This is a genomic window from Pseudoxanthomonas sp. LjRoot125, from assembly GCF_964252705.1.
Lineage (GTDB): Bacteria > Pseudomonadota > Gammaproteobacteria > Xanthomonadales > Xanthomonadaceae > Pseudoxanthomonas_A.
On the sequence record NZ_CAXUOY020000001.1, the window covers coordinates 577,396 to 604,044 of the forward strand.

General features: G+C 67.5%; 27 protein-coding genes. 8 read left to right on the forward strand and 19 right to left on the reverse strand.

Going from position 1 to position 26,649, the window contains the following annotated elements; translation table 11 throughout:
- Positions 1 to 37 precede the first annotated feature (37 nt).
- The gene (locus ACSION_RS02505) at positions 38 to 244 is read left to right on the forward strand and encodes a YdcH family protein (protein ID WP_435306645.1); all 207 of its coding nucleotides are present in this window, start codon (positions 38 to 40) and stop codon (positions 242 to 244) included.
- A 285-nt stretch (positions 245 to 529) separates the two neighbouring features.
- Positions 530 to 1,249: an N-acyl amino acid synthase FeeM domain-containing protein gene (locus tag ACSION_RS02510; RefSeq protein WP_435304696.1), complete on the forward strand. Its 720-nt coding sequence runs from the start codon at positions 530 to 532 to the stop codon at positions 1,247 to 1,249.
- Positions 1,250 to 1,255: 6 nt separating this feature from the next.
- Here ACSION_RS02510 and plsB read toward each other — a convergent pair whose 3' ends face one another.
- The 4 genes from plsB to ACSION_RS02530 all read right to left on the reverse strand — a co-directional run bounded on the left by plsB (position 1,256) and on the right by ACSION_RS02530 (position 6,916).
- Positions 1,256 to 3,928 (reverse strand): glycerol-3-phosphate 1-O-acyltransferase PlsB, encoded by a 2,673-nt coding sequence (gene plsB, locus ACSION_RS02515; RefSeq protein ID WP_435304697.1) that lies wholly within the window; start codon positions 3,926 to 3,928, stop codon positions 1,256 to 1,258.
- Positions 3,929 to 4,119: 191 nt separating this feature from the next.
- Positions 4,120 to 5,025 carry a hypothetical protein gene (locus tag ACSION_RS02520; protein WP_435304698.1) on the reverse strand — a complete coding sequence of 302 codons (906 nt, stop codon included), beginning with the start codon at positions 5,023 to 5,025 and terminating at the stop codon, positions 4,120 to 4,122.
- 257 nt (positions 5,026 to 5,282) lie between these two features.
- Complete coding sequence (gene pyrF, locus ACSION_RS02525; RefSeq protein ID WP_435304699.1) at positions 5,283 to 6,005, reverse strand: orotidine-5'-phosphate decarboxylase; 723 nt, start codon at positions 6,003 to 6,005, stop codon at positions 5,283 to 5,285.
- Positions 6,002 to 6,916: a 5'-nucleotidase, lipoprotein e(P4) family gene (locus tag ACSION_RS02530; RefSeq protein WP_435304700.1), complete on the reverse strand. Its 915-nt coding sequence runs from the start codon at positions 6,914 to 6,916 to the stop codon at positions 6,002 to 6,004. The genes pyrF and ACSION_RS02530 overlap by 4 nt, the downstream gene beginning before the upstream one ends.
- Positions 6,917 to 7,031: 115 nt before the next feature.
- Between ACSION_RS02530 and ACSION_RS02535 the strand changes: the two genes are divergently transcribed.
- On the forward strand, positions 7,032 to 7,682 hold the full coding sequence (locus ACSION_RS02535) for a YceH family protein (RefSeq protein ID WP_435304701.1): 651 nt from the start codon (positions 7,032 to 7,034) through the stop codon (positions 7,680 to 7,682).
- A 3-nt stretch (positions 7,683 to 7,685) separates the two neighbouring features.
- On the opposite strand, the gene ACSION_RS02540 is transcribed toward ACSION_RS02535, so the two are convergent.
- From ACSION_RS02540 to ACSION_RS02555, 4 genes are all read right to left on the reverse strand, one after another.
- Positions 7,686 to 8,222, reverse strand: coding sequence for a DinB family protein (locus tag ACSION_RS02540; RefSeq protein WP_435304702.1), 537 nt, complete (start codon positions 8,220 to 8,222; stop codon positions 7,686 to 7,688).
- A 23-nt stretch (positions 8,223 to 8,245) separates the two neighbouring features.
- On the reverse strand, positions 8,246 to 8,620 hold the full coding sequence (locus ACSION_RS02545; protein ID WP_435304703.1) for a VOC family protein: 375 nt from the start codon (positions 8,618 to 8,620) through the stop codon (positions 8,246 to 8,248).
- Between the two features lie 16 nt (positions 8,621 to 8,636).
- Entirely contained in the window at positions 8,637 to 9,017 is a 381-nt protein-coding gene (locus tag ACSION_RS02550) for a hypothetical protein (protein ID WP_435304704.1), read from the reverse strand.
- 61 nt (positions 9,018 to 9,078) lie between these two features.
- Positions 9,079 to 11,055, reverse strand: a complete 1,977-nt coding sequence (locus ACSION_RS02555; protein ID WP_435304705.1) for a UvrD-helicase domain-containing protein — start codon at positions 11,053 to 11,055, stop codon at positions 9,079 to 9,081.
- 82 nt (positions 11,056 to 11,137) lie between these two features.
- On the opposite strand from ACSION_RS02555, the gene ACSION_RS02560 reads away from it, so the two are divergent.
- Together ACSION_RS02560 and ACSION_RS02565 are read left to right on the forward strand one after the other, a co-directional pair.
- Complete coding sequence (locus ACSION_RS02560; RefSeq protein WP_435304706.1) at positions 11,138 to 11,881, forward strand: sel1 repeat family protein; 744 nt, start codon at positions 11,138 to 11,140, stop codon at positions 11,879 to 11,881.
- Positions 11,882 to 11,903: 22 nt separating this feature from the next.
- On the forward strand, positions 11,904 to 12,527 hold the full coding sequence (locus ACSION_RS02565) for a thymidine kinase (protein WP_435304707.1): 624 nt from the start codon (positions 11,904 to 11,906) through the stop codon (positions 12,525 to 12,527).
- A 6-nt stretch (positions 12,528 to 12,533) separates the two neighbouring features.
- Here the strand turns inward: ACSION_RS02565 and ACSION_RS02570 are convergent, their stop codons facing one another.
- From ACSION_RS02570 to ACSION_RS02585, 4 genes are all read right to left on the reverse strand, one after another.
- Positions 12,534 to 15,338: a protein kinase domain-containing protein gene (locus ACSION_RS02570; protein ID WP_435304708.1), complete on the reverse strand. Its 2,805-nt coding sequence runs from the start codon at positions 15,336 to 15,338 to the stop codon at positions 12,534 to 12,536.
- A gap of 21 nt (positions 15,339 to 15,359) precedes the next feature.
- A complete protein-coding gene (locus tag ACSION_RS02575; protein ID WP_093489295.1) occupies positions 15,360 to 15,926 on the reverse strand; it encodes an ECF-type sigma factor in 567 nt (188 codons plus the stop codon).
- Between the two features lie 84 nt (positions 15,927 to 16,010).
- A complete protein-coding gene (mutM, locus tag ACSION_RS02580) occupies positions 16,011 to 16,838 on the reverse strand; it encodes a bifunctional DNA-formamidopyrimidine glycosylase/DNA-(apurinic or apyrimidinic site) lyase (RefSeq protein ID WP_435304709.1) in 828 nt (275 codons plus the stop codon).
- On the reverse strand, positions 16,831 to 17,661 hold the full coding sequence (locus ACSION_RS02585) for an ABC transporter ATP-binding protein (RefSeq protein ID WP_435304710.1): 831 nt from the start codon (positions 17,659 to 17,661) through the stop codon (positions 16,831 to 16,833). The genes mutM and ACSION_RS02585 overlap by 8 nt, the downstream gene beginning before the upstream one ends.
- Positions 17,662 to 17,746: 85 nt before the next feature.
- Between ACSION_RS02585 and ACSION_RS02590 the strand changes: the two genes are divergently transcribed.
- On the forward strand, positions 17,747 to 18,079 hold the full coding sequence (locus ACSION_RS02590; protein ID WP_435304711.1) for an EF-hand domain-containing protein: 333 nt from the start codon (positions 17,747 to 17,749) through the stop codon (positions 18,077 to 18,079).
- Between the two features lie 6 nt (positions 18,080 to 18,085).
- Here ACSION_RS02590 and ACSION_RS02595 read toward each other — a convergent pair whose 3' ends face one another.
- From ACSION_RS02595 to ACSION_RS02605, 3 genes are all read right to left on the reverse strand, one after another.
- Positions 18,086 to 18,466, reverse strand: a complete 381-nt coding sequence (locus ACSION_RS02595) for a tautomerase family protein (RefSeq protein WP_435304712.1) — start codon at positions 18,464 to 18,466, stop codon at positions 18,086 to 18,088.
- Between the two features lie 126 nt (positions 18,467 to 18,592).
- Complete coding sequence (locus tag ACSION_RS02600) at positions 18,593 to 20,257, reverse strand: MFS transporter (RefSeq protein ID WP_435304713.1); 1,665 nt, start codon at positions 20,255 to 20,257, stop codon at positions 18,593 to 18,595.
- Positions 20,258 to 20,268: 11 nt separating this feature from the next.
- A complete protein-coding gene (locus ACSION_RS02605) occupies positions 20,269 to 21,654 on the reverse strand; it encodes a DcaP family trimeric outer membrane transporter (protein WP_435304714.1) in 1,386 nt (461 codons plus the stop codon).
- A 321-nt stretch (positions 21,655 to 21,975) separates the two neighbouring features.
- On the opposite strand from ACSION_RS02605, the gene acs reads away from it, so the two are divergent.
- Together acs and ACSION_RS02615 are read left to right on the forward strand one after the other, a co-directional pair.
- Positions 21,976 to 23,919, forward strand: a complete 1,944-nt coding sequence (acs, locus tag ACSION_RS02610) for an acetate--CoA ligase (RefSeq protein WP_093489309.1) — start codon at positions 21,976 to 21,978, stop codon at positions 23,917 to 23,919.
- A 106-nt stretch (positions 23,920 to 24,025) separates the two neighbouring features.
- On the forward strand, positions 24,026 to 24,694 hold the full coding sequence (locus ACSION_RS02615) for a response regulator transcription factor (RefSeq protein WP_435304715.1): 669 nt from the start codon (positions 24,026 to 24,028) through the stop codon (positions 24,692 to 24,694).
- A 36-nt stretch (positions 24,695 to 24,730) separates the two neighbouring features.
- On the opposite strand, the gene ACSION_RS02620 is transcribed toward ACSION_RS02615, so the two are convergent.
- The 4 genes from ACSION_RS02620 to ACSION_RS02635 all read right to left on the reverse strand — a co-directional run bounded on the left by ACSION_RS02620 (position 24,731) and on the right by ACSION_RS02635 (position 26,506).
- A complete protein-coding gene (locus ACSION_RS02620) occupies positions 24,731 to 25,120 on the reverse strand; it encodes a Na+:solute symporter (protein ID WP_435304716.1) in 390 nt (129 codons plus the stop codon).
- Complete coding sequence (locus ACSION_RS02625) at positions 25,117 to 25,629, reverse strand: HIT family protein (RefSeq protein ID WP_435304717.1); 513 nt, start codon at positions 25,627 to 25,629, stop codon at positions 25,117 to 25,119. The genes ACSION_RS02620 and ACSION_RS02625 overlap by 4 nt, the downstream gene beginning before the upstream one ends.
- An 86-nt stretch (positions 25,630 to 25,715) precedes the next feature.
- Complete coding sequence (locus tag ACSION_RS02630) at positions 25,716 to 26,093, reverse strand: hypothetical protein (RefSeq protein ID WP_435304718.1); 378 nt, start codon at positions 26,091 to 26,093, stop codon at positions 25,716 to 25,718.
- Entirely contained in the window at positions 26,090 to 26,506 is a 417-nt protein-coding gene (locus ACSION_RS02635; RefSeq protein ID WP_435304719.1) for a hypothetical protein, read from the reverse strand. Before ACSION_RS02635 ends, ACSION_RS02630 begins: the two co-directional genes overlap by 4 nt.
- Between the last annotated feature and the right edge of the window lie 143 nt (positions 26,507 to 26,649).

Consider the following 26,649-nt stretch of genomic DNA (forward strand, 5'->3'; position numbering starts at 1 on the left):
GGTGACGGCCTCGGCGTGGGCGGTGTACGCTCGCCGGGTGGACGCCAGCAACCCCTCCGACATTGCCCAGAAGATCGCCGAACTCCGCGTGGAGCATCGGGACCTCGACGACGCCATCGCACGCCTCGTCGACGATACGGAGTCCGACGAGGTGGCCATCAAGCGGTTGAAGAAGCGCAAGCTCTGGCTCAAGGACTGCATCGCGCGGCTCGAGAGCGCGCTGATCCCGGACGAGCCCGCCTGACCCTGCGAGCGGCCCCATGGCTGGCCGAATCTGACGTGGCGCGTCACCCGAAGACGGTCCGATGCCCACCTCTCCGGCGCCCCCCTCGCGCCAAGTGACTGAAAACCCGGACGCGACCGCCGGTGCGCGGGCGCCGAGGCGCGCTGCCGAATAGTTGGCCCGATGCTTGCTTCAGTCATGGATGTGGGGGTTTTCCCTACGACCACGACCGTATGCCGTCCTGCCGGCGCCACGGTTCCCAACGACGAGCCATGCGCGCCCCACGCGCCGTGGCGAGGGAGCGGCATGGAGCAGGACAAACCTTTCAGTCACCGCATGGATCCGCGCCTGCGCGACACGCTGGCGGTGGCCGGCTCCGCGGAGGAGGCGACGGCGGGGCTGGGCCTGCGGGTGCGGCGTATTCCGCCGGGTGACCCATTGGGCGATGTCCCGCGCCTGCGCCGCGAGGTGTACTTCCACGAACAGGGCCAGGCCGGCGACCGCAGCAAGCGCGTCACCGATGGACTCGACGTGTGCGGTACGACGTTGTCGGTGGAGAAGGGCGCCCATGCCATCGCCACGTTGCGGCTGCACGACTTCTCGCCGCTCGCCGTGCAGGTGGAGTACGGCAGCCTGTTCCAGATCGACGCGTTCGCACGCACCTGGCCGCTGGCGCAGGTCGCCGTGGGCACGCGCTTCGCCGTGCAGGCCGACCAGCGCAGCAAGGCCGTGGTGGACCGTTTGATGGAGGACGCTTACCGGTGGGCGCAGGATGCGCGCATCCAGTTCTGCCTGCTGGCCTGCGAGCCGTTCCTGCACGATGTGTTCGAGCACTATGGCTTCCGCGAATACCTGCCGCCGGCGATCCTGCCGGGCGGTGTGGACCTGCTGCGCATGGTGCTGGTGCTGGACGACGAACCGCACCTGTCCGAGTGCGGTTCGCCGCTGCATCGCCTGGTCCGGGACCCCGCTCGCGCGCTCCCCGCGAAGGCGTGGCTCACGCGCCACTTCAACCTCGGCTACTGACGTCCGTCAGTCCTGCGTCGGCGCCGGTTCGGCCGGGCGCGCGGCTTCGGGGCTGACCTTCTCGATGGTGTGGCGCAATTCGCGGCCGAGGATCGCCTTGGCGTCGCGCGCCCAGGCATCCAGGCGCTCGTCGAACAGCAGCTTGCTGTTCTCGTCCGGCCACACCAGCTTCAGTTCGCGCAGTTTCTGGATGAAGCTGCGGAACAGGCTCTTGTCGAAGAATTCGGGCGCCGCCGGTGCGTACAGCAGGCTGAGGCGTTGCGCCGCCTGCTGGCACAGGCTTTCGAGTTCGGCCGCGCCCAGCGTGCCCGGGCCGTTCTTCACCAGCACCGAAATGGCGATGTAATAGCGCTCGAAGGCCTGCTGCAGCGAATGTCCGATCGCGCGCAGGCGGAACACCTCGTCGGTCTGGCCGGCGCTGCGGGCGAGGATGCCGCCATCGTCCTCGTTGACCTGCTGCAACAGCCCCTCACGGATGAACACTTCGATCGTGCGCTCCATGCGCTCGGCGAATTCGTCCTCGGTCCACGGCAGGAACAACTCCTCCTGCAGGAACGGGTACAGCGTGCGGCCCAGGCGCAGCAGGCCGGTGCGGCTCATGCGACGGTTGTTCTGGAAGCAGCACGCGATCCACGACGATGCCGTGAACAGGTGCAGCACGTTGTTGCGGTAGTAGCTGAGCAGCACGGCGGTATCGCCATCCACGCTCAACACGTCGCCCAGCGGGTGCTTGATCCGCTGCAGCATGTTGATCTCTTCGGCGTGCGCGATGATGCGCTCCGGCGAGTGCGGCGTGACGGTCACGCGGTCCGAGTAGGGCAGTTCGGCCAGCAACGTCTTCGACAGTTCGATCTGCGCGATCAGATCGGTCTCGCCCATCGCATGCTTCGGCGTGGACAGCAGCGCCAGCGCGAGCAGGTTGATGGGGTTCACGTCTGCGGCGCGGTTGATGTTGACGTGGATCTGCTGGGCCAGGGCGTCGACGGTGTCGGACAGCCAGGCCGGCTTCTCTTCTTCTCCGACCGGTTGCCCGTCCCACTCCGGCGCGTGCGTGGCGAGCGCATCGTTGAGCAGGATCGGCTCGCCGAAGTTCACCACCACCTGGCCGTAGTTCTGCCGCAGCACCTTGGGGATGCCCCACAGCACGGCCCAGATGGATTCCTTTTCCTTCGGCCTGCCGCTCAGCTCATCCAGGTAGCTGGTGCCTTCCAGCAGCTTCTCGTAGCCGATGTAGACCGGCTGGAACAGCACCGGCTTGCGCGGCTGGCGCAGGAACGCGCGCACCGTCATCGAGATCATCCCGCCCTTGGGCGCCAGCAGGCGGCCGGTGCGCGAGCGTCCGCCTTCGATGAAGTACTCCAGCGAATAGCCGCCGGAGACCAGCTGCGCGACGTACTCGGTGAATACCGCCGAATACAGCGGGTTGCCGCGGAAGCTCCGGCGCATGAAGAACGCGCCGCCCTTGCGCAGCAGCGTGCCCACCACCGGCAGGTTGAGGTTGATGCCGGCCGCGATGTGCGGCGGCACGATGCCGCGTTCGTACAGCAGGTACGACAGCAGCAGGTAGTCCATGTGGCTGCGGTGGCAGGGCACGTAGACCACTTCATGGCCCGGCGCGGCCTGCTTGAACTTGTCCAGGTGGTGGACCAGCACGCCGTCGTAGATCTGGTTCCACACGTGGCTCAGCAGGAAGCTGGCCGAGCGCACGACCGGATTGGAATAGTCGGCGGCGATTTCCCAGGCGTACGCGTGCGCCTTCTTCCACGCGTCCTCGGGCTTGGACTTGTCGCGCTTGGCCTGTTCGGCGATGGCTTCCTTCACCGGGTCGGCGGCGAGTACCTGGTCCACCAGCAGGCGGCGGGTGGACAGGTCGGGACCGATGATGGCTTCGCGGATGCGGTGGAAGTGCGTGCGCAGGACGCGCGACAGCTTGCGCACCGTGCGTTCGGGTTCCAGGCCTTCATCCACCGTGCCCCGCAGCGACACCGGCGGCGCGAAACGCACGATGGTGCCGCGGCCGTTGAGCAGGATCGCCAGCAGGCGGCGGAAGCGGCCGACGATGGCCCAGTTCTCCGAGAACAGCACCGAGAACCAGCCGCTCTGCTTGTCCGGTGCGCGGCCGACGAAGATCGAGACCGGCACCAGCTGCACGTCCAGTCCCGGATTGGCGCGATGCGCTTGCAGGAGCTTGGCGAGCGAGCCCGAATGGGTCTTGGCGCTGACCTGGTCGGGGATCAACGTACTGGCGTTGCGGCGCGACAGCGCCACGTAGGCGCGCTTGCGACCCAGCGGATTGCCGGGGACCGGCAGCGGCAGCAGCGGCGAGGGCAGGCCGGCGTCGCGGCAGGCCCGGTCGAGGATCAGGGCGTTGGAAAGACCGTAGTCCTCCAGCACGTAGCAGATCGGGCGCGTGTCCAGCAGTTCGCCGGGCGTCGCCGGTTCGATCGACAGCGCCAGCCAGGGATCGGCCAGGCGGCTCAACAGCCGCGCCCACAGCGGGCGCTTGGCCTGGCGCGTCGGCGCTGGCGGTGTCATCGGCGCGCCGGCTGTCAGCGACGCATCGCCATCGGCAGGGGCTCCGGAGGCGGGCGCGACATCGGCCGCCGGCTTCTTGTCCGGGGGCGTCGGCGCCGGGGCGTCCGGGAACGGCAGGGGATTCTGTTCAGGCATCGGCCGCATTATGGCGCACGCCCATGGGCGGCTGGAAAGCGGTTACAGGTGCCAACGGGCGCCGATCATCTGCCGGCGGTCCTCACCAGCACCTCGGACCACCCCCGCAAGTCCTTGATATCCAAGGGGCGGGGGTTCGACTCCCGCCGCGGATGCTCATCTTGTCGATGTCTTGCCGTTCTCGGTGGGCTCGGGCGGGGTCACGGGGGGGACGCCTCGGGGGCTGCATCGGCCTGGACGGCCGACAGTGCTTCTTCGGCATGCCGGAGGTAGTCGGTCAGGTACCAGTTCTTCCCCCGGCGCTCCAGGCTGACCACGGTGTCGATCTCGCGTTCGCCCAGCGGATAGTGGATGCGGACGGTGGCGGTGTCGCCCTGTTGCTGGACCAGGCCGGTGCGCAGGTCGGCAAAGGTGGTGTCCAGCGGCAGCCCGTAGCGGGCGAAGGTTGCCTTGGTCTCGATGAAGAGCGGTGTCAGCCGCCGCAGGCTGCCCTGCATGCCGGCTTTGGAGAGGGCCTCGTTTGACGCCAGGCCACTGCGCCGGGCCGCCGGGGCGAGCTTCGTCAGCGTCGCGCGGGCCAACGCGGGATCGCCCAACGGCGCCTGCTGCGCCCAGTCGCTGAGGGCGGCGATGACCTGCGCGTAGTGATCGCGCTCCTCCTGGGTGTAGTCGCCCTCGTTCTTCACGTACTGGACGCCGAACAGTCCCAGCGTGCGCGCGGCTTCGCGCAGGTCGCGGTCCTGGCGTGCGAACTGACGGTCGAAGCTGCGTTGCAGGGTGCGTTCGGCATCCTTTGCAGACAGCGCGGCCAGCATCGGCACCAGCTTGTCCTCCAGCGGAAGTTCGCTGAGCGGCCAGCGCACTTCGCCCTGGCGCCAGGCCGTCTCCAGCCGGGCATGCAGGTCCGGCGGCACGGCATCGCGGGCGAAAGCGACCAGGTCGTTGCGCTGCAGGTGCGAGGCGAGTTGGCGCACGGCGGCCGCGGGCTCGCTGGCGGCGCCGGCGAGCTCTTCGGGTTCGCGCTTCTTGCAGCCGGCCAGCAGGACGAGCGACAGCCCGAGGGCTGCCAGCACGCGCAGGACGGACGCGGACGGCTTCGGCTTCATGCAGTGACTCCCCAGTCGCCCCGCATCTTCGCGGGCGGCGCCGGGAGCGGCAAGCATGGCCGTCGCAAGTCGGCGGTCGTCGGGCAATAAAAAAGGGGACCCGGTGTCTTGCGACGCCGCGGGTCCCCTGAAATCCGGCCGAAACCGGAGGACGAAGTGTTGTGGCACATCTCCGGCCCGAAGGCCGGATGCGCACAGCCTACCTGCGCCCGAATGCTAAGGCAATACCTGAAATAACTTTGTATAAGTCATTGATTTTACTTGATCGCGCCTGCGATCTCGGCCTGGATCGCCTCGGCCGCCGCCTTGGGATCGGCCGCCTTGCTGATCGGCCGGCCCACCACGATGGCGTCGGCACCCAGCGCGAAGGCCTCGGCCACGCCCACCGTGCGCTTCTGGTCGTCGCCCACCGGGCCGCCCGGGCGGATGCCGGGACAGACGATGGAGAAGCCCGTGCCCGTGGCGGCGCGGATCATGCCTGCCTCCTGGCCGGAACAGATCACGCCGTCGATGCCGGCCGTCTGTGCGGCAAGCGCACGTTGGACGACGATGTCGGCCGGTTCGGCGCCGTTGATGCCCATGGCGCGCAGGTCGTTGCCATCCATCGAGGTCAGCACGGTCACCGCGAGCAGGCGCAGGTCGCCTTCGCGCGCGGTGGCGGCCGCTTCCATCATCCCCGCGTGCCAGCCGTGGATGGTCGCGTAGGTCACCGGCCAGCGGGACAGTCCGCGGATCACCCCCGCCACGGTGGCGGGAATGTCGAAGAACTTCAGGTCGACGAACACCCGCTTGTCGCGGCGGGCGAGCTCGTCCAGCACGGTGAAATAGTCGCCGCTGGCGAGCAGCTCCATGCCGATCTTGTAGAACTGCACGGCGTCGCCCAGTCGGTCGACCCACGCCAGCGCGTCGGCACCGGACGGCGCATCCAGCGCGAAGATCAGGCGCTCGCGCGCTGTCAGGGCGACCGGGCCCCGGCTCACGGCGCGTAGTCCAGCGCGTCGCGCTTGGCCTGGGTGCGTGCGGCGGCCGGCTGGTCCCAGGCGTTGTTGAACAGCGCCGGTTCCCACGAACCGTAGGTCGGATTGGGCAGCATCCACCAGCGCTCGCCGAACCAGTCGTCGTATTCGTCGAACAGCGCCTGGCGTCCGTCACGGGTGTTGGCTTCCACCTGGACGAAGTCGCCGATCTGGTCGCCGAACTGCATCAGCACGCGGTACTGCTGCCCTGCCAGGCGGCGGCGGCAGTTCTTCTCGGAGCCGTTCTGCTCGCAGCCTTCCAGCACCGTACCCAGGCCGAGGAACACGCTCTCGTCCGCCACCGGCAGGCCGGCCTCGCGCAGGTTGGCCAGCGTCGCCTCCTTCAGATGCACGGCGCGGTTGGAGATGTAGAGGATGGTGACGCCCTTCGCGGCGGCGGCCTTGGCGAAATCCACCACGCCCGGCAGCGGCTTGGCCTTCTTCTCGGCCACCCACTGGTCCCAGCTGATTTCGTCGTATTCCTTGCCATCGCGGATCAGGCGCGCCTGGTAGGGCGAGTTGTCCAGCACGGTTTCGTCGACATCCATCACCACCGCGGGCTTCAGGCCCGTGGCGGCATTGCCGCGTTCGGCGGGGACCAGCGCGTCCCAGTTCTTTTCCTTCAGCGCCACGTCGAGGTGGTCGGCGGCGGCACGGAAGGTCTGGGTGGTGATCGCGCGGTACTCGACCGACGTCTGCACCCACGCCACGGCATTGAGGTTGTCGTGCGTGCCGGTCGGCTTGGCGGCGGTCGACGTCGCGGGCGCTGCGGGTGTGGCGGCATCGGCCGGCGCGGCGGCGGGCTCGGTGCGCTTGCACGCGGACAGGGTCAGCAACGAAGCCGCCAGGCCGGCGGCGAGCAGGGAAACGCGCATGGGAGATCCGGTGTTCAAAGTGCAGGAATTCTAGCCGACCGGTGTTACACGCGTCGTTCGGCGGCGTGGCGTGCGCGGGTTATCCTGCCGGCCCCTGCCAGATGCCACCGCTCCCATGGACGACACGACCATCGTGCTGAACGCCGCCGAGGCCCGCCTGCTGGGCTGCCTGATCGAGAAGGAAGCCACCACGCCGGACACCTATCCGCTGACGATCAACGCCGCGCAGTCCGCCGCCAACCAGAAGACGGCGCGCGAGCCGGTGATGGCGCTGGATCCGGGCGCGGTGAACCACGCGCTGCGCCAGTTGGAGCAGAAGGGACTGGCGAAGCAGGTGTTCTCGTCGCGCGCGGAGCGTTACGAGCACCGCACGGCCGCGTTCTTCGGCATTCCGCAACAGCAGGTCGCGCTGCTCGGCCTGCTCGCATTGCGCGGCCCGCAGACCGTGCATGAGCTGCTGGCGCGCTGCGAACGCCTGTGCCGCTTCAATGATGCAGAGGATGTGCGCCATCACCTGGACCGGCTGATCCAGCGCGAAGCGCCCCTCGTTGTGCAGATCCCGCGGGGTCCCGGCCAGCGCGAAGACCGTTACGCGCACTTGCTGGGCGGGCCGGTGGACGTGGCCGCGATCGCCGCGCGTGTGCCGTCTTCATCGGTCGGCGATGCCGCCGATCCCGAGCTGGAAGCACGCGTCGCTGCGCTCGAAGCCGAGGTGGCGGATCTGCGCGCACAGGTGGAGCAACTGCTGGCGGATCGCGCAGGCTGACACTCAGTCCGCGTCGAGCGGCATCGCCAACAGATCGGTGACGCCCACATCCACGCCTGCCTGCGACAGCAGCGTGGTGACCTGCCCGCGATGATGGGTCTGGTGGTTGAACAGATGCGTCACCACCCCGAGCACATCGCGCGTGAAGTGCGCGCCCCGCGTGCTGGTGTAGGTGAGCGATGCCGCGAGCTGCAAGGGTGTCAGCGTGGCGATCCACTGCAGGATCAACGCATCCAGCCACGCGCGGCGCTCGCGCAACAATGGCAGCGTCGCGTAAGGCACGGCGTCCAGTGTGGTCGGCATCGGCGTGTCGTCCAGTGCCGCCAGCACGGCGGGCGCATCCGGTGCGGCAGCGAAGCGTTTGAGCCAGATCGTGTCGGTGACGACCAGGTGGTTCAGCGTCCCCAGGATCGAGCCGAAGAACGCGCCGCGGTCGGCCACGAGCGCGTCATGCCCCAGCGTCGCCGCGGCGTCGTACACGCGGCGGTTCATCCACTGGTTGTAGGACGCCAGCATTGCCAGCCGGGGATCAGCGGTCATGTCGATGCGTCCTCGGCATGTGCTCAGCGCTTCTCTTCCATCAGTCCCACGAGATTGCCGTCCGGATCGCGCAGGAAACCGGTCCACAGGGCATGGTCCGGCATGCGTGCGGCGAGCTGGGGCGCGCGTTCCTCGGTGGCGCCACGCGCGACGAGCGCGGCCTGCGTGGCCTCGATGTCCTGCACGCTGAAGTAGAGGATCGAGTTGGCGCCCACCGCGCCTGCGCCCTGCGGCGTGGTCAGCATCACGCGGATGCCGCCGGCGTCCAGGAATGCCAGCGTCGGCGCGGGTTGGAACAGGAAGGCCAGGCCAAGGGCATCACGGTAGAAGGTCAGCGCCGCGTCGACGTCGCTTACGGTGATGGCGATCTGACGGATGGTGGAGAGCGTCGTGGTCATCGCGGAACCTCTGGGGTCAGTTCGGTCTACGGCTGCTGCGCAGCAGGAGCAGGCTGCCGATCAGGGCGCCGACCAGCGATGCCGCCAGCCCCAGCGCCGATGCGATCAGCAGTTCGCGAGGCCACGACATCGGCGTGCCGGCGGTGTCGCCGACAAACATCCGCAGCAGCACCGCCGCAGGTGCGGCTGCGGCGATCAGCAGCCAGAGCGAAACGAAGCGCCCGGTGCCGAAGGCCCGCAGCATCATCGCGACCACGGCGATCGCGGCAAGCCCGGGTCCATAGAACGCGCCGGGCAGGGCCGTCATCGCGGAGGGCGCCTGCCAGTACGGGAAGCCCACGCCGACCAGGGCGATCAGGAAACCCACCAGCCACCAGATCCGGCTGTTGCGCGTCATCGTCTGTGCTCCCGTGGATGCCGGCCAAGCGTACCGCGTCGCGCGCGGCGTGGGCACGGCTTCAGTCGAACATCGCCTGGATGGCGGCCAGCCCGGCGCTGGCGCGCTCTTTCTTGCGTTCGGCATCGGCGACCGGATCGGCGCCGTCGCGTTGCAGTTCGTCGGCGGGCAGTTCGTCGATGAAGCGGCTGGGTTGAAGCCGCAGGCGCTCGCCGAAGCGACGCGTCTCGCGATTGTGGCTCAGCCAGAGCTGCAGCTTGGCGCGGGTGATGCCCACGTACATCAGGCGACGCTCTTCCTGCAGGTTGCCTTCCTCGACGCTCGTCTCGTGCGGCAACGTGCCATCTTCGCAGCCGACGATGAACACGTAGGGAAATTCCAGGCCCTTGGCGGCATGCAGGCTCATCAGGCGTACCTGGTTGCCGCCGTCGTCCTTGTCGTTGCGCGACAACAACGCGAGCTGCGCGGCGAGATCACCGGCCGAACTACCGCGCGGTCCGCCTTCGAACCAGTCCGCCAGCTCGTCCAGGTTGGCGCGGCGGCGCTGGAACGAGGCTTCGTCCTTGCATTGGGAGCGCAGGTCAGCCAACAGGCCGGAGCGCTCGCTAAGCCGGCGGACGAGATCGGCCGGCGGCAATTCCTCCGCATGCCGGCGCAGGTCGCGCAGGATGTCGACGAAGGCGCTCAATCCATTGGCGGCGCGTGGCGAGAGCGCCTTCAGCGCGCCCATCGATTCGGCGGCGCGCGACAGCGGCAGGTGTGCGTGTTGCGCCATTTCGGCGAGCTTGGCCAGCGAGGTGGCGCCGACCTCGCGCTTGGGCGACTGCACTGCGCGCAGGAACGCCGCATCGTCGTCGGGATTCACCAACAAGCGTAGCCAGGACAGCGCGTCCTTCACTTCCTGGCGCTCCAGGAACGCGGTACCACCGGTCAGGTGGTAGGGGATGCGCAGCAGCTGCAGCGCCTTCTCCAGCGCGCGCGACTGGTGGTTGCCGCGGAACAGGATGCAGAAGTCGCTCCACGCCGCGCTCTTCGATGCGTGCACGAACGAAATCTCGGCGGCGACTTTCTCCGCCTCGTGCTCGTTGTCGCGGCATTCCCATACACGGATGCGCTCGCCGTCGGCCTGGTCGCTCCAGAGCTTCTTGGGGTGCTCGTGCGGATTGTTGGCGATCAGTGCATTGGCTGCGCGCAGTACGCGATTGCTGCAGCGGTAGTTCTGCTCCAGCTTGACGATCTGCAGCGCCGGGTAATCCTTCGCCATCTGCAGCAGATTGTCCGGGTTGGCGCCGCGCCAGGCGTAGATGCTCTGGTCGTCGTCGCCCACGCAGGTGAAATCGCCGCGCTCGCCCGCGATCGCCTTCAACAGGCGGTACTGCGCGTCGTTGGTGTCCTGGCATTCGTCGACCAGCAGGTAGCCGATGCGCTCGCGCCACGCTGCCGTGATTTCCGGGTTGCTCTCGAGCACCTGCACCGGCAGGCGGATGAGGTCGTCGAAGTCCACGGCGTTGAACGTGGTCAACCGGTCCTGGTAGCGCTGGTACAGCAGCGCGGCTTCCTTCTCGCGGTTGGTGCGCGCTTCGGCCAGGGCCTCTTCGGGCGAAAGGCCGGCGTTCTTCGCGCGCGAGATCAGGTTCTTCGCCATCTCGACATCGTCGGGCTTGGCGCCGTACATCAGGTCCTTGACCTGCGCGCTGGCGTCGTCGGCGTCGAAGATGGAGAACCCGCGCTTCAGACCCACGGCAGCATGTTCGATCTGCAGGAACTTCAGGCCCAGCGCGTGGAAGGTGCAGATCGTCAGGCCTTCGGCCGCATCGCCCTTGATCCGCTTGGCCACGCGTTCGCGCATTTCCTTGGCGGACTTGTTGGTGAAGGTGATCGCTGCGATCCGCCGTGCCGGGAAGTGGTTGCCGGCGATCAGGTGCGCGATCTTCTCCACGATCACGCGCGTCTTGCCGCTGCCGGCGCCCGCGAGCACCAGCAAAGGGCCCTTGCTGTGAAGGACGGCGGCGCGTTGGGGGGGGTTGAGACCGTGCATGGGACGTGCGAGTGCGTAGGCCATCAGTTTACAGACAACGGCGCGCGGCTTCTCCTAGCATGGCGTTCATTCCCGCCGCCGAATGCAGGCCCGCGCCATGAATGCCTTCCGATGCCTCGTGCTCGCGGTCACCCTGGGCCTGGCGGCCGTGCCGGCGGTCGCGCAGGAGGCGAGGATCGATCCGGCGGTGCTGACCGAAGGCTTCCTCGCCGCCCATCCGGACCTGCGTTGGCGCGCCGAGGGTGTCAGATCGTACGAGAAGAAGGACTACGCGGTTGCGCTGGCCGAATTCAGGCGGGCCGCGTACTACGGCGACAAGCCGGCGCAGGCGATGATCGCCGAGATGTACTGGAACGGCATCGGGGTCGCGACGGACAGGTCGCTGGCCTATGCCTGGATGGACATCGCGGCGGAACGGCTGTACCACGACTTCCTGGTGCGGCGTGAGGGCATCTGGAGCGCACTCGACGCGGCCGAGCAGCAGGATGCGCTTTCGCGGGGCCAGGCGCTCATGGCCGAGTACGGCGACGATGCCGCCAAGCCCAGGTTGGAGAAGATCCTTCGTCGCGAGCAGCGCCGGGGAACGGGAAGTCGGGTTGGTTTCGTCGGCAATCTCACCATCGTCCCGTTCACGGGTCCGCTGGCGGGCACGGGGATGACGTTGACCGGCGAGGAGTACTACGCGCCCCAGTACTGGCAACCCGAAAAGTACTGGCAGCTGCAGGATACGATCTGGAAAGCGCCGCTCAAGGGGCGGGTCAAGGTGGGTGAGCTCGAGAACGTGCCGGCGGAACCGGCCGACCCGCCGGATGGCAAGGACAAGTGACGCCGCGCGGTAGAATCCGCGCATGGCCAAGCTCTATTTCTACTACTCGGCGATGAATGCCGGGAAGACCACCACGCTGCTGCAATCGGCACACAACTACCGTGAGCGCGGGATGCGGGTGGCGATCCTCACCCCGCGGCTGGACGACCGCGCCGGCGCCGGCGTGGTGGCTTCGCGCATCGGCTTGCGCGCCGATGCGGTGGCATTCGAGCGCGACGACGATCTCGAGCGCTGGATCCGCGACGACATCACGGCCCACGGCAAGCTGGACTGCGTGCTGGTGGACGAGGCGCAGTTCCTCAGCCGCGCGCAGGTCTGGCAGTTGAGCGAGGTGGTGGATGCGTTGCGCATCCCGGTACTGTGCTACGGCCTGCGCACCGACTTCCGCGGTGAATTGTTCGAAGGCAGCCAGTACCTGCTGGCCTGGGCCGATGAAATGAGCGAGATCAAGACCATCTGCCACACGGGCAAGAAGGCGATCATGACGGTACGCGTCAATGAGCAGGGCCTGGCCGTGCAGGATGGTCCGCAGGTCGAGATAGGCGGCAACGAGCGCTATGTGTCGGTGAGCCGTGCCGAGTTCAAGAAGATCGCACGTGGCGAGGGTCGCATCGAGCCCCTGCAGCCGGGGCTGCCGCTGGCGTGAGCCGCGTCAGCGGCAGGCGACACGCAGGTCCGCGATTTCTCGCGGGATGATGCCGCCGTCGGGCAGCGCGGTACGCAGTTCGCCGGCCAGGGCATCGAGCTCGCGCCGTGCGCGTTCCTTTTCGCCTATCTTGCAGCGCGCTTCGGCCAGGTAGGCGCGCGACAGCCAGCGCAGCTTCGGGGCCTCGCTACCGCTGCCGTCGTGGCGCGCGAGCGCTTCGAGCGGCGCGATCGCGTCCTGCGGGCGCCCCAGCCGGGTCAGGTGGCGGGCCATCGAGAGTTCCGCGAACCACGTGCGCGGATGCTCCGGGCCGAAGCCCACACGCGTCAGTCGCACTGCGCGATCGAAACGTTCGGTGGCGCCGACCAGGTCGCCCTTGGAGGCGAGCACCTCGCCGATCATGCGATCCGTCTCGCCGATCAGGGCATGGCTGGCGCCGATCGTGGAGACCCGCATCTCGCGTGATTCCTCGAGCGCGGCCAGCGCGTCGTCGTAAAGTCCCGCGCTGTGCAGCACCATGCCGTAGTTGAACAGGCCGCCCGGCAGGATCTGGAAGCTCTCGTTCGCCCGCCAGATGCCCACCGCCCGCGCCACGTCGCGCACTGCGGTGTCGTAGTCGCCGCGCTCCCACGCGATGATGCCCATCGAGTTCCAGCTGGAGGCGGCATCGCGATGGTTGGGGCCCAGCGACTCCAGGGTCATCGCATGCAGGCGGCGCAGTTCGGCGTCGGCTTCCTCGAGCTGGCCCAGATCGACCTGGACAGCGGCGATATGCCGGCGCAACGCCTGCGTCAGCGGATGGCGCGGCCCGTGGATGTCTTCCGCCAATTCGCGCGCGCGCTGGAACGAGGCCAGCGCCGCGTCGGTCTCGCCGCGGTTGCGGTACAGCAGGGCCAGGCTGCGCTGGATCTCCACCGCCAGCGGATGGCGCGCATGGCCATGCGCCTGCAGGTGCGCCAGCGCCGCACGGTAGCCGCGCACGCCCGCATCGGCATTGCCCAGTTCGACGTCCAGCTGGGCCAGGTCGCGCAGGTTCTCGGCCACGCCGGCCTCGTCCTTCAGGTTGCGGCGGATCGTCAGCGAGCGGTCGAACATCTGTCGCGCCAGCTGCTTCTCGCCGGCATCGGCACGGCAGCGCCCGTTCTGCGACTGGAACTCCGCCACGGCCAGCGGCAGGCGCGACTGCAACGTGGTCAGGCGCGCTTCCATCGTCGCCATCGCCTGCACGCATTGGCGCGATCGACCCAGCAGGCGCAAGACCCGGCCGTGCTGGGTCGCCGCCTGCAGGCGCAAGCTGTCCGGCGCGTCGTCGGCGATGGCGAGCACGCGTGACTGTTTCTCCAGCAGGGCCAGCGATTCGTGGTAGTCGCCCAGGCCCAGGCGCAGGCGGGCGATCACGCCCAGCAGTTCGGCCTGCGCCAGCGGCTGGTTGGCGAGCTCGCGCTCGCCGCGGCGCTCGCCGGCTGCCAGCAGTTCCCGCGCGTCGAACGTGTTGCCCTGCTGCGAGGCGCCCGCGTTGTCGAACAAGCCGATGACGAAGTCCTGCATGGCCTGCGCGCGCGCGGCTTCGCGCATCGCCTGGCGGCCCTGCCACAGGCTCATGCCCAGCGCGGCGACCAGCACGGTGGCAGCCAGCCCGCCACCCGCGAGGGCCCAGCGGTGCCGCACCAGGTACTTCTGCAGGTGGTAGCCCACGCTCTGCGGGCGCGCCTGGATCGGGCGACCCTCCATGTGGCGGCGCAGGTCCTGCGAGAGCGCTTCCACCGACGGATAGCGGTGCTCGGGCAGCTTCTGCAGTGCCTTCAGCGCGATGTTGTCGAGATCGCCTACCAGCTTGCGCGCGTTGCGGCGCGCGTCCGGGCACCGGCTGCGGCTGCCGTCGGTGGTGCGCAGCGTGGCGACCGAGGGCTTGAGTGGTTCCACCGCCAGGATGGCCTGTTCCCATTCGGCGTCGGTCTGCCGGCGCAGGCGATACGGCTTGGTATCGGCGATCAGTTCGTACAGCACGACGCCCAGCGAATAGACGTCGGTCATCGTCGTGACCAGTTCGCCGCGCACCTGTTCCGGCGCGGCGTAGTGCAGCGTGAACGCGCGTACTTCGGTGCGCGGGTGCACGGGCGCGGGCTCGGGATCGTCGAGCAGCTTGGCGATGCCGAAGTCCAGCAGGCGCACGTCGCCGCCCGGCGTCACCAGGATGTTGGACGGTTTCAGGTCGCGGTGGACGATCAGGTTCGCGTGCGCATGGCTGACTGCTTCGCAGATCTGCAGGAACAGCGTGAGTCGCTCTTCCAGGCCGATGTTGTTGGCCTGGCAGTAGTCGGTGATCGATACGCCCTCGACGTACTCCAGTGCGAGATACGGCTGGCCCTCGCTGCCGATGCCGGCGTCGAGCAGGCGCGCGATGTTGGGATGCTCCAGCCGCGCGAGGATTTCGCGCTCGCGGGTAAAGCGCAGGCGCAGGTTGGGGTCGGCCAAGCCGGGACGCAGCAACTTCAGGGCGACGCGGCGCTGGTACAGGCCATCTGCGCGCGAGGCCAGCCAGACCATGCCCATGCCGCCTTCGCCGAGCAACGATTCCAGCTGATAGGGGCCGATGCGGATGCCGGGCTTCAGCTGCCCGGGCTTGTCGACCAGTGGCTGGTCGATGAAATCGTCGCCTTCCTCTTCCAGGGCGAGCAGCTTCTCGAGTTCGCGCGCGGTCTCGGGATCGTCCGCGCGCAGGATCTCCAACTGCTGCGCGCGTGCCTCCGGGTCAAGCTCCAGCAGGACGTCCAGCAGCGGTGACAGGCGTTGCCAGCGTTCGACGTCCATCGGGCGGTGTGCAGCGCGGGCTCAGCTGTCCTGCATGGCCGACAGCAGGAACATGCGTGCCTTCTGCCAGTCGCGACGGATGCTGCGTTCGGAGCGTTGCAACAGCTCGGCGATTTCCAGTTCCGACAGGCCGGCGAAATACCGCATTTCCACCACCTGGGCCAGGCGCTCGTCCGCAGCGGCGAGCTTTTCCAGCGCATCGTTCAGCGCCAGCATGTCCTCGTCGAGGCGCAGGTTGCCTTCCACTTCTTCCGGGATATCGGCCACGCGCTTGAGGTCGCCGCCGCGCTTGCGTGCCAGGCGGCTGCGCGCGTAGTCGACCACCACGCTGCGCATCGATGAGGCGGCATAGGCGAAGAAGTGCGCGCGGTCCTCGAACTTGGCCGTGCCGGTCGAGCCGAGCAACTTCAGGTAGGACTCGTGCACCAGCGCGGTGGCATCGAGGGTGTAGCCGTGCTGGCCCGACAACTGCCGGCGGGCCATGGTGTGCAATTCCTGGTACAGCGTGGCCAGCACGCGGTCCAGCGCGGCGCGATCGCCGCTGCGGGCCGAGTCCAGCCAGAGCGTAATGTCGGGTGCGTCCGCCATCCGTGTTCCCCACGAAGCCAAGGGCGCGAATATAACGTTATTCGACGAAGGTCGGACATCCACCCAACGGCACGGGCGGACGGCTCAGCGCTGGCAATGGCCGCACCAGACCGTGGTCCGCTGGCCGATGTTGGCCTGCTTCATCGGTCGGCCGCAGCGGGGACAGGGTTCGCCGGCCCGGCCGTAGGCGGAGAGCTCCTGTTCGAAGTAGCCGGGTGCACCATCCGGGCTCAGGAAATCCCGCAACGTGGTGCCGCCGCGGGTGATCGCGTAGGCCAGGATCTCCTTCACGGCCCCGGCCAGCGCCACGTAACGCTCGCGCGACACCTTGCCGGCCGCGCGCAGCGGCGAGATGCCTGCACGGAACAGGCTCTCCGCGGCGTAGATGTTGCCCACGCCCACCACGACCGCCTGGTCCATCAGGAAGGTCTTCACCGGGGCCTTCCGCCCGCGGCTCAGGTCGAACAGGTAATCGCCGTCGAAGGCGTCTGAAAGCGGTTCCGGCCCCAGTCCTTGCAGCAACGGGTGGACTTCGCCCGGGGGTTGCCACAGCAGCGAGCCGAAGCGGCGGGGGTCGTTGAAGCGCAAGACGCGGCCTGCGTTGCCGTGCTCGTCGTCCAGGGCGATGTCGACATGGTCGTGCGCCGTCACCGGGGTGGTGGCCGGCAGCACGCGCAGGCTGCCGGACATGCCCAGGTGCAGCAGCGCGCTCCCGGCTTCGGTATCCATCAGCAGGTACTTCGCACGCCGGCGCACGGCCTGGATGCGCTGGCCGGGCAGGTCGCGCGCGACCTCGGGCGGGATCGGCCAGCGCAGGTCGGGCCGGCGCAGCGTCACCACCTGGATGCGTCGGCCTTCCACGTGCGGCGCCAGCCCGCGGCGGGTGGTCTCGACTTCGGGTAGTTCAGGCATGGCCGGGCACGGCTCCGTAGTACTCGCCTTCCTGGCGCACCTGCACCGGACCACCGAAGGCATGGCTCAGCTGCGCCTCGGTCAGCGTGCCCGCACGGTCGCCGTCCGCACAGACCGCGCCATCGCGCAGCAACAGCACGCGGTCTATCTCCGGAATGATCTCTTCGATGTGGTGCGTGACCAGCACCAGGGTGATGCCGCGCTGCGCGAGGCTGCGCATCAGGCCCAGGAAATGCCGCCGCGCCACCAGGTCCAGCCCCGCGGTGGGTTCGTCCAGCAACAGCGCTTCGGGTTCGTGCACCAGCGCGCGTGCGATCAGCACCCGCCGCATCTCGCCGGTGGACAGCTCGGCCACCTGGCGGTCCGCCAACGGCGTTGCGCGCACCTGTTCCAGGGCGTGGCGCGCCTTCGCGCGCATCTCGGCGTCCACTTGCCGGTGCGGCGGCACGACGAAGCTGGAGAAAAAGCCGGTGATCACCGCATCTTCCACGCGCAGGTACGGCATCTGCTGGAGGTCGCGGGTCAGGTCGCTGGTCACCACGCCGAGACGATTGCGCAGCTCGTTCACGTTCCAGCGGCGCAGGCCGAACACCTTCACCGGCGCATCGCCCTCGCGGGCGAGCGGATACAGCTCGCGGCTGATCAGTTTGATGAAGGTGGATTTGCCGCACCCATTCGGCCCGAGGATGGCGGTGTGCTGGCCCAGCGGGATCCGCAGCGACAGGTCGTGCAGCACGCGGGTGGCGCCGCGCACCACGGTGGCGCGGTCCAGTTCGAACAGCGCGACGGGCGTCGTCGCGGCGGGAGAAGCGGTCAGGTTCATCAGGGGCGGTGCGGGGAGGTGCCGGTGCAGCGTACCTGAATCCATCCCGCGGCCGACATGCGCGACATCGCCCTACAATGCCGTCATGCGCTCCCGCCTTCTCCTGCTCGCCATCCTCTGCTCGCCCTGTGCTGCGCAGGCGCAGGTCACCGCCACCGGCGACTACCTCGCGCGGATGGACACCGACCGCGATGGTCGCGTCAGCCTGGCCGAGTACCAGGCCTGGATGAGCTACGCCTTCGAGGGCATGGATCGCAACCGCGATGGCGTGCTCTCGGTGGACGAATTGCCGGGCGGGCGCGGCAAGCCGATCACCCGCGAGGCGCATCTCGCCCAGTTGGCCGAGCGTTTCCGGCGCCAGGACGTGGACCGCGACGGCTTCCTCAGCGCGAAGGAACTCGCGGCACCTCCGCAGTGATCCGCCTCAGGTGTGGATCAGGCGGCCACCGGCGAACGCCCAGTTCTCCCAGGTCGTTTCCTTGAAGCAGACCATGACGTTCTCGGGATTCCGCCCCGCCGCCTGCAGGCGCTGCATCAGGTCGGCCAGCAGCGCCTTCTTCACCTTCACGCTGCGCCCGACCGACCACAGGATCTCGATCAGCACGAAGTCTTCGTCGCGTGCGCCGGCGACATCGGGGTAGGCCGGGTCGTAGCGGAAGTCTTCGTCGGACAGCTCCAGCACGCGCTGGAAACGGTCGGTCGCCGGCACGCCGGAGGCGACCAGCGCGGCATGCACCGCATCGAGCACGGACGATTTGAAGGCCGCGTCCTTCGGCTTGCGGACGGTCACGGTGACCAGGGGCATGGCGCAACTCCGGCGGGATGAAGATCCCAGCTTATCCCGCCGCGCGTCGCACAAAAGAAGACGCCGGCCACGGGGGCCGGCGTCGAGGTGGCCGGTCCTGGGAGGGACCGGCCCGGGGAGGAGCGTTTACTTCGTGATGTCGACGTCCTTCGTCTCGCGCAGGAACAGCGTGCCGATGATCAGCGTCATCACGGCGATGCCGATCGGGTACCACAGGCCGTAGTACAGGTTGCCCGTGGCCGCCACCAGTGCGAAGGAAATCGCCGGCAGGAAGCCACCGAACCAGCCATTGCCGATGTGGTACGGGAGCGACATCGAGGTGTAGCGGATCTGCGTCGGGAACAGCTCGACCAGGTAGGCGGCGATCGGGCCGTACACCATGGTCACGTAGATCACCAGGATCCAGAGCAGGAAGATCGTCATCGGCACATTGATGCGATCCGTCGGCGCCTTCTCCGTGTAACCGGCCGCACCCAGCGCCGTCTTCAGTTCACCACCGAACGCGGCGGTCTTGGCCTTCACGTCGTCGCCGGACAGGCCGGCGGCTTCGAACGACGCCACCGAGGCTTCGCCGACGCGGACCTGCGCCAACGTGCCCGGCGCGGCCGATTCCACGCTGTACGGCACGCCGGCACGGGCGAGGGCGGCGGTGGCCTGGTCGCACGAACTGGTGAACTTGCGCGTACCCGGGATCGGGTCGAACTGGAAGGAGCAGGTGTTCTTGTCCGCGACCACCACGGCCGGCGAGTTGCGGCTGGCTTCTTCCACGCCCGGATTGGCGAAGTGGGTGATGCCCTTGAAGATCGGGAAGTAGGTCACCGCGGCCAGCAGGCAGCCCGCCATGATGATCTTCTTGCGACCGATGCGATCGGACAGCCAGCCGAAGAACAGGAAGAACGGCGTGGCGAGGAACAGCGCGGCGGCGATCAGCAGGTAGGCGACGGTGGAATCCACCTTCAGGATGCTCTGCAGGTAGAACAGCGCGTAGAACTGGCCGGCGTACCAGACGACGGCCTGGCCGGCGGTGGCGCCGAACAGCACCAGCAGCATCAGCTTCAGGTTGCCGCCCTTCAGCGAATCGCGGAACGGTGTCTTCGAGCCCTTGCCTTCGGCCTTCATCTGCTGGAACAGCGGGGATTCGCTCAACTGCAGGCGGATCCACACCGAAATGCCGAGCAGGATGATCGACGCCAGGAACGGAATGCGCCAACCCCAGGCTTCGAACGCCTCGGTGCCCAGTGACAGGCGGCAAGCCAGGATCACCAGCAGCGACAGGAACAGGCCCAGCGTCGCGGTGGTCTGGATGAAGGCCGTGTACAGGCCGCGCTTGCCGTCCGGCGCATGCTCGGCCACGTAGGTCGCCGCGCCGCCGTACTCGCCGCCCATCGCCAGGCCCTGGGCCAGGCGCAGCACGATCAGGATGACGGGTGCCGCCATGCCGATCGATGCGTAGTTGGGCAGCACGCCGACCAGGAAGGTCGAGATGCCCATGATCAGGATGGTGACCAGGAACGTGTACTTGCGGCCGATGCGGTCGCCCAGGCTGCCGAAGAACGCCGCGCCGAACGGACGGACGAAGAAGCCCGCCGCGAACGCCAGCAGCGCGAAGATCATGCCGGTGGTCGGATTGACGCCGCTGAAGAACTGCTTGGCGATGATCGCCGCGAGCGAACCGTAGAGATAGAAGTCGTACCACTCGAACACGGTGCCGAGGCTGGAAGCGAAGATGACCTTCTTGTGGCCCTTCGTCAGCTCGCCCGACGACGAATGCTGCGCAGACGTGGAACTCATGTGCATTCCCCTCAGAATGTGTATTTGACGGACGTGTGCAGACGCTTCAGGTCGCCTTCGCGATCATCCTCGAGCGAACGCTGGCCGTAGATCAGTTCGGCGCCCAGGTCCAGCTTCGGGAACGGCGAATAGATGATGTTGGCGTGCATCGACTGCGTGCGCTCGGTGACGCCGAAGCCGGTGATGCCGGCGTCGTTGTCGAAGTGCGAGGCGGAGTACATCAGGTTGGTGCGCACCTTCGGGCTGAACACATGGCGCCAGGCGACGAAGCCGCCGTAACCGTCCAGCGCGTTGATGTCGCCGTTGGCTTCGGTCACCACGTCGCTGCCCACGCCGAAGGCGAGGTAACGGCCGATGCCCTGGCCGGCGTTCACCGCATAGCGGAGGTCATCGCTCTTGCCGAGGTTGAACTTGCCCGACACGCTGACCGAGCCACCGGTGTCGGTTTCGTCCAGCACCTTGAACTGGCGCACCATGCCGGCGACGGTGAAGTGGCCCCAGTCGCCCTTGGTCAGCCAACGCGCGGTGACGTCCGGCGCGGCGTTGTCGCCGCTGTTGAAGCGCGTGCCGCCAAGATACGGCGTGACGGTGGTCTGCGGGTTCTCGATCGAGAACGACCACGGGCCCTTGGTGTAGCGCAACTGGGCCTGGCGGACGAAGATCGTGCCATCGGTCGGGCCGACGAAGTCGACCGCATCCGGCAGCGCGGCGGCATCCATGAAGTTGGACCAGGTCTGGCCGGCCAGCCAGTTGTTCCAGCTGACGTACGCATGGCGCAGGGTGACGGCGTACGTGTTGGTCGCGGTCTCGTTGCCGGCCAGCGCGTTGCTGCCGCCGCCGAAGAAATCCATCTCGACGAAGCCCTTCAGCTTGTCGCCGCCCTCGGTCACATGGTCAGCACTCAGCCAGAAGCGCGAGAACTGCGCGTGGTAGTCGGCATAAGCGTCGCCGCCGTCGGCGGTCGGGCCACCGACCGGGATGGTGCTGGGCACGTAGAACAGGCGGCCCGACGAGCCATCGGCGATGCGGCCGTCGCTGGTGTCGGTGACCATCGCGTCCATCTTGATGAAACCGCCGTAGGAGAACGTGCTCCCCGGATTGGACGCGGTCAGGATGGTGGTGTTCTGGATCGGTTGCTTGCCGGCGGGCAAGGCGGCCGGTGCCGTGGCCTGCTTGGCCTGCACCTGGGTCACCTGCTCCTGCGTGGTGGTGATCTGCGTCTGCTGCTGTTGCTGCGCGGACAGCAGCAGCTGTACCTGGCGCTCCAGGTCGGCCACGCGTGCTTCCAGCGCCTTCTCCTTGGCGGTCTGTGCGAACGCCATCCCCGGCGCGATCAAGGCGATGAAAAGCGCAGCGGCCAGTGGCCGTCGCGCCATGAGTGCGGAACGTTGGGTCATAACCCCTCCCGAAAGGTTGATGGCCGCGTTACGCGGCTGATGGAGACTTGCGCCTGCATGCCGGCAGCGCCTATTCGCCATTAGTCGTAACCGCACCGTGATGGACTCAAACCCTTGCCAGCAAAGGGGTGCGACGTTCGGCCGCAGTGCGTACAGCCCGTGCTTTAAGACCATCGTCTAAGCCGGATGCTGCGATGCCGCACGGTCGTATGCGTCAAACTCGCTGCGTCGGACATGCCACGCGACGCGCATCACCGCCTCGCCCGGCCGTCGTCCATGCCTCAGAATCGACGCATCACTTGAACGTCCCGGGAGGACCTCATGACTGACCTGTATCCGGTCAAGCCGGAATTCGCGGCCAAGGCCCGCATCACGCGCGAGCAGTACCAGCGCGATTACCAGGCCTCGATCGATGATCCGGACGCTTTCTGGGGCAAGGCCGCCGAACGCCTCGACTGGTTCAAGAAGCCGACCCAGATCAAGGACGTCAATTACGCGCTAGACGATTTCCGCATCCGCTGGTTCGCCGACGGCGAGCTCAACGCGAGCGTCAACTGCCTGGACCGTCAGCTGGCCGAACGCGGCGACAAGGTCGCGTTGTTGTTCGAACCCGATGGTCCGGATTCGCCGTCCTATGGCGTGACCTATCGCGAGTTGTACGAGCGCACCTGCAAGCTGGCCAACGCGCTGCGCGCACTCGGCGTACAGAAGGGCGACCGAGTCACCATCTACTTGCCGATGATCCCTGATGCGGCCGTCGCCATGCTGGCCTGCGCGCGCATAGGCGCCATCCACTCGGTGGTGTTCGGCGGCTTCGCGCCGAACTCGATCGCCGACCGCGTGTCCGACTGCGCCAGCAAGCTGATCATCACCGCCGACGAAGGCCTGCGCGGTGGCAAGAAGGTCCCGCTGAAGGCGAACGTGGATGCCGCGTTGAAGCTGCCGGGCACCCATTCCGTCGAGACCGTGCTCGTGGTTCGCCACACCGGCGGCGCGGTGGACATGCAGATGCCGCGCGACCGCTGGTTCGATGCCGTCGTCGATGCGCAGCCGGCCGAGTGCGAGCCCGAGCGCATGAACGCCGAGGACCCGCTCTTCATCCTCTACACCTCCGGCTCCACCGGCAAGCCGAAAGGCGTGCTGCACACCACCGGCGGCTACCTGCTGTACGCCAGTTACACGCACGAAGCCGTGTTCGACCTGCGCGAAGACGACATCTACTGGTGCACCGCCGACGTGGGCTGGGTCACCGGCCACAGCTACATCGTCTACGGCCCGCTGGCCAACGGCGCCACCGCGGTGATGTTCGAGGGCGTGCCCAACTACCCCAGCGTGTCGCGCTTCTGGGAGGTCATCGACAAGCACAAGGTCACCATCTTCTACACCGCGCCCACCGCGATCCGCGCGCTGATGCGCGAGGGCGAAGCGCCGGTGAAGAAGACCTCGCGCGCGTCGCTGCGCCTGCTCGGCAGCGTCGGTGAGCCGATCAATCCGGAAGCCTGGCGCTGGTACTACGACGTGGTCGGCGATGCTCGCTGCCCCATCGTCGACACGTGGTGGCAGACCGAGACCGGCGGCATCCTCATCACCCCGCTGGCCGGCGCGGTCGACCTCAAGCCCGGATCGGCCACGCTGCCGTTCTTCGGCGTGCGGCCGGCGCTGGTCGACGCCAACGGCGAGCAACTCGACGGCGCCACCGAAGGCAACCTGGTGCTGCTGGATTCCTGGCCGGGCCAGATGCGCACCGTGTACGGCGACCACCAGCGCTTCATCGACACCTACTTCCGCACGTATCCGGGCACCTACTTCACCGGCGACGGCTGCCGTCGCGACGCCGATGGGTACTACTGGATCACCGGCCGCGTCGATGACGTCATCAACGTCTCCGGCCACCGTATCGGTACCGCCGAAGTGGAAAGCGCGCTGGTCGCGCACCCGAAGGTGGCCGAAGCGGCCGTGGTCGGCTTCCCGCACGACATCAAGGGCCAGGGCATCTACGCCTACGTCACCCTGAAGGCCGGCGAAGCGCAGAGCGACGAGCTGCTGAAGGAGCTGGTGGCCTGGGTGCGCAAGGAGATCGGCCCGATCGCCACGCCGGATCACCTGCAGTGGGCGCCGGGCCTGCCGAAGACGCGTTCGGGCAAGATCATGCGCCGTATCCTGCGCAAGATCGCCGAGAACGCGCCGGAGCAGCTCGGCGACACCTCGACGCTGGCCGACCCGTCGGTGGTCGAGTCGCTCGTCGCCGAACGCAAGGTGAAGTAACCCGGCTGCTGGGGAGGGCGGACGGGCTGCACGGGGCGGGACGCGCCGCCCTGTGCAGGCAACGCATCAAGGATTACCCTTTCCCATCACGATGGATCGCACTGCCATGCCCACCCTGTTGATCGCCGACGACCACCCGCTGTTCCGTGAGGCGCTGCGCGGCGCCGTGCAACGGGTGATGCCCGGCGTGAAACTGCACGAGGCCGACAGCGTCGATGCGCTGTACGTGCTGGTCGATGCACACCCGGATGCCGACCTGCTGCTGATGGACCTCAACATGCCCGGTGCGCATGGCTTCAATGCGCTGGTACACCTGCGCGCGCTGCATCCGCAGCTGCCGGTGGTGATCGTGTCGGCGCGCGAAGAGCCGGCGGTCATGCGTCGCGCGCTCGATCACGGTGCGTTGGGCTTCATTCCGAAGTCGGCCGATTCGGACACCATCGGCCAGGCCATCGGTGCCGTGCTGGATGGCGAACGCTGGGTGCCCGATGAAGCGCTCAGCGCTCCGGCGACTTCCCGCGACGAACAGGAAACCGCGCAGCGCTTGCGCGACCTGACGCCGCAGCAGTTCAAGGTGCTGCAGATGCTCGGTGCCGGTCGCCTCAACAAGCAGATCGCCTACGACCTGGGCGTGTCCGAAGCCACCATCAAGGCGCACGTCACTGCCATCCTGCGCAAGCTCCACGTCACCAACCGGACCCAGGCGGTGCTTGCCGCCGGTCGCCTCGCGGTGGATCCGGACGGCCTGGTGCTGCCGCCGGAAGAAGGCGAGTAAGTCCGGTAAGGTTGGGACCGCACTGCAGCCGTCGCGTCAGCGCCCTTCCACACGGATGCCGACGAGCCGCAGCAGCGGACCGGTGAGCAGGGCCCCTAACAGCGCGCACGGCGTCCCCCAGAAAAGGACCGCCACATAGATCATCGACGCGCCGCCGCCGGCATAGGGGCGGACGCAGTCGGTGTAGTACGCGAAGCCGAGCCACGGGCACAAGAGCAGGCAGGCGCCGACCGCACGCAGCGGATTGGCGGTGACTAGCGAAACCAGTGCGGGCAGCAGCGGGATGAGCAGGAAGAACCCCACGGCGCGCAGATACGCCACCCACGCGTGGTCATAGCAGACGACGCTGTTGAACGCCTGCTGCAACAGGATGCCGACGATGGCAACAGCACCGAGGATGCGCGCGGTCTTGCGGGAGACGTTCATGGGGGCGGCAGATGCGAGCGGACCCGCTTCACGGTCTCGACAAGCTGGTCGACCGGAACGCGAACCCGTGCCATCCGCGCCGCATCGTCGCTCCGGTCGTGCGTGGTGCCCCTTTCACGGCCCGCGCCGTCGAAGGTGGCGAGTTGCGGCGGCCCGATGCCCCAGTCACTTCCTTTCTGTCGAGGCACGACATGGAAATGGAAGTGTGGCGTCTCTTGTCCGCTGTAAACGCCATTGTTCTGGAACGTCAGTATTCCCAACGGTTGATACGCACTGACGAGTGCCTCCGCGACCCGCTTGGCCGAGGCCATGATGGCCGAACACTCGGCGTCGGAAAGATCGAGCAGCGTCGTCACATGCCGGCGCGTGATGACGCAGCACTGGCCGGTTTCGAACTGCCACGGATTGATGACGGTCAGCGTATGCTCGCTTTCATCGATGATCTTCCATTGTTCATCGCGTGCCGCCACGCACAGGTCGCAGGGATCCTTCTTGGGAAGCTCGATCATGTGTTCCTTCCTTCAGGCGCGTTCGCCATATCCTGCAATGTTCCGCGAGCTCGCCGACCGACTGGCACGGAGCCGCCTTGCCCTGACTACTCAGCGGGTCCGCGGGGAGCGCCGTCAGGCCCTGCAACTTTGGAGGTGTGGTGAGCGCGAATATTGAACAGGTGTACGGCAGCGAAGACCAGGACGCTGCCCGCCAGGATACCGAGAGCGTAGCAGGCGAAGCGTTGCCAGAAGTCAGCGCGCCCAGGTTGATCGCCAACCACCAGGGCGCCTACCAGGAAGACGGACATCAGCGTGCAGATCAGGATGTTCGGCATTGCGAGGGCGATCCAGACCGCCTCTCTCTTCGCATTCCATGAGTACGTGAAGAGCTTGCGGATGGATTGGAAAGCGAATCCGGAGCCAAGCGAAAGGCCGCAAAGGTAGCCGCCGCCGAACAGGACGAATATTTCGATCAAGTTCATGGGACATCAATTCCCCAACCAAGCCAACTCGCGAAGCGGGTCCGGAATGAGCTGTCAGACCTCAGCGTGCTGGCAGCAAGAGTGGCTGCAATCGCGCCAACAACGGACGCGGCGAGGGCACCGCCCGCATAGGTGAGGCCGGCCAAGACGGCGATCGTTGCGATCACGGCAATGCAGAAGCTGGCGAGTGCAATAAGCGCATTGGCCCGCGCAACGAGCAGTGCTGAAGCGTGGACCATCAGTGCAGGCAGAAAACCGCCAAGGCCGAATACCACGAGAGCGCTCCATAGCGCGACGGACCATCCGGACGGCATGGCTATCGCAGCCGTGGCGCCCATGGCAGGCACGGACAGGCAGCTGGTGACGACTCCGGAAAGGATGCCGGCCAGTGCGCTTCTGAGCTCATCTTTCACGATGCTTCTCCTGCGGTCCAACGCCAGAATCATGCCGACCCGCGAAGCGGGTTCGGCTTGAATGAGTAAAAAGGAGACTTCCCCTCCGACGGCACTGCCGTTCGGCCTCGAGGGCCATGATTGGGTTGCGACTCAATCAACGC